The sequence below is a fragment of the Citrobacter sp. Cb031 genome, assembly GCF_030336725.1.
Lineage (GTDB): Bacteria > Pseudomonadota > Gammaproteobacteria > Enterobacterales > Enterobacteriaceae > Citrobacter > Citrobacter braakii.
Genome location: NZ_JAOWDA010000030.1, coordinates 6565 through 8583, shown reverse-complemented (window position 1 = coordinate 8583; position 2019 = coordinate 6565). Strand labels below are relative to the sequence as shown.

Genomic DNA, 2019 nt, shown 5'->3' with positions numbered 1-2019 from the left:
CAATCCACGGATAACACAATAGCGCACTGGCAAAGGATGCCGACGCCTGAAGGGCGTTGGCACCCCGAAGGGGCGGGGCGGCCGCTTGCGGCCGGGCGAGTCCGGCGCAGGGTGTGGCCTGCCAAGCGGAGCGCGGAGGCCGAAGGCCGGAGGCGTTAGCGGCCGCTGCCCGCGTAAGCGGGGCGAGACGGGAACCGGCTCGATGCGCAGCACAGCAGAGCGGCCCCGAAGGGGTAACGCCCGGAGTCTGCCGCTGTTTATCTCTCGTTCCATCTGAAATCGGCGGTAAGGCCATTAAAAGGGTCAGTTTATCAGGGGGGCGTTAGCCCCCCATGTTGTTAATCATCAGGCAATATCGTCTTTGTAGCAGGCATAACCGAAGCTAAGCTCTGTTTTCATATAGTGGCGGGCAAAGTCCCAGGCATCGTGGCCGAAGTCCTCATAATCTGCCAGGACGATTTCGCGGGCTTTGTGCCATTGCTGTACGGAAGAAAGCGGCAGAACAGGGCAGGGAAGCGACCAGTCAGTGACGGTGTTGCAGATCATATCTGCCAGACGCTCCAGGGAGCCGTAAACCAGCTCTGTGCGCAGATCCGCCACCATGCGTTGTTTACGCAGTGATGCCAGATAATCAATCTCTTTGGTTATATCAGAATTTAAGCGGGTCTGGTAATCCATGATGTACTCCTTTGCGCGCCGATACCGGCAATTTTGCGGGCGACGGTGTTGCCTCCCGATGATTTAATTATCGGTGATTATGTCCTCAAAGTCAATATAAGTACGGAATGTGCATACAAAATTTTATATCTTGCAAAGCGTTCATAGAGTGCCTGAATCGCTTTCTGACAGCCTCAATAAAAAAGGCGGGGATTACCCGCCTTTTTTCTTACAGCTGCTTACGTGGCTTTTTACGCGTCATATACAACGGTATCGCGCAGTCTACCGCGTACAAAAAGCACGCCAGCGCGCCGCAACCGTACAGAAACGCAAGCGGCTTATTATCGAAGTAGCTGAAAACCCCTGTCGCCGCACACAGGCCCAGAACAGAGACGCAGGCGCAGGTGATCTGCACCAGATCCCTGTATCCCGCACGAACGATAAACCAGGGCAGGGCAAGCGCAGCGGCGCTAAAAATTAATGCGAGAGGGACAAAAACGAGATAGTGATACATGTGAACTCCTTGATGGTTGCCGATACCGGCGATTGTTCGGGCGGCGGTATTGCCACCCGATGATTTAATTAGAGGTTTTGCGCGTCCAGGAGATTGACCTGAGCCGGGGTAACGTGAAACTTTTCCCCTTTATGGATCACGTTATGCGGGGCGCTAATTTCATCACTGATAAAGCTAACCGGGTAACGTTTTTTACCGCAAATCCGCTCGCTAAACCACGCCACTTTTGCCGCTGGCCGATCCACTGGATGAACAATCACACCGGCCATGCTGCAACCCGTTGCGGGTTCGTCCAGCGTAATGCTTACCGGGACTGTATCCCGGTAAAAAAACTTAACCGGCGGCACACCTGCCTGCGTAGCGGCTGCGACAACTGCAAGCCCGATAACCGCTATCCGATTAATAAGCATTTTATTCCCCTTACTCATGCTGATATCACCTTGCCAGCTGTTACCAGTTTACGAAATTCGCTTTCATGAATTTCACGCCCATGCTCAAGCGTTGAATACACGTTGCCGATAAGCCAGTTACCAGCCGTTTTTGTCTCGGTATACCACCATGCTTCTGTCAGAGTAAGCAGCGGTTCGCTATCCTCGCCCTTCTCATAGATCCAGATTTTAGTGACGTCTTTACCCGTTTCGTTGCTGCCCTGAATGGTAGGGTCAAAGGTATGTTCAATCTCTATATCGAAGTAACGCTGAAGGAAGTTAGTAAAGTGCATGACGACTCCTGTAAGCGCCGATACCGGCAATTTTTCGGGTGGCGGTGTTGCCTCCCGATGATTTAATTATCGGTGATTACGCCTTTAAAGTCAATACAAGTACGGAATTTATTTACATGTTTTTATG

At 52.2% G+C, this 2019-nt stretch carries 4 protein-coding genes; all 4 read right to left on the bottom strand.

Annotation, left to right across the window (positions count from 1 at the left end; genetic code table 11):
* Positions 1 to 345: 345 nt before the first annotated feature.
* The 4 genes from OGV93_RS12955 to ccgD all read right to left on the bottom strand — a co-directional run bounded on the left by OGV93_RS12955 (position 346) and on the right by ccgD (position 1892).
* Entirely contained in the window at positions 346 to 678 is a 333-nt protein-coding gene (locus OGV93_RS12955) for a hypothetical protein (RefSeq protein WP_012561126.1), read from the bottom strand.
* Between the two features lie 208 nt (positions 679 to 886).
* A complete protein-coding gene (ccgC, locus tag OGV93_RS12950) occupies positions 887 to 1171 on the bottom strand; it encodes a protein CcgC (RefSeq protein ID WP_001750002.1) in 285 nt (94 codons plus the stop codon).
* Between the two features lie 68 nt (positions 1172 to 1239).
* Positions 1240 to 1581, bottom strand: coding sequence for a hypothetical protein (locus OGV93_RS12945; RefSeq protein ID WP_015344948.1), 342 nt, complete (start codon positions 1579 to 1581; stop codon positions 1240 to 1242).
* A gap of 14 nt (positions 1582 to 1595) precedes the next feature.
* Positions 1596 to 1892 carry a protein CcgD gene (ccgD, locus tag OGV93_RS12940; RefSeq protein WP_000545925.1) on the bottom strand — a complete coding sequence of 99 codons (297 nt, stop codon included), beginning with the start codon at positions 1890 to 1892 and terminating at the stop codon, positions 1596 to 1598.
* Positions 1893 to 2019: the final 127 nt, after the last annotated feature.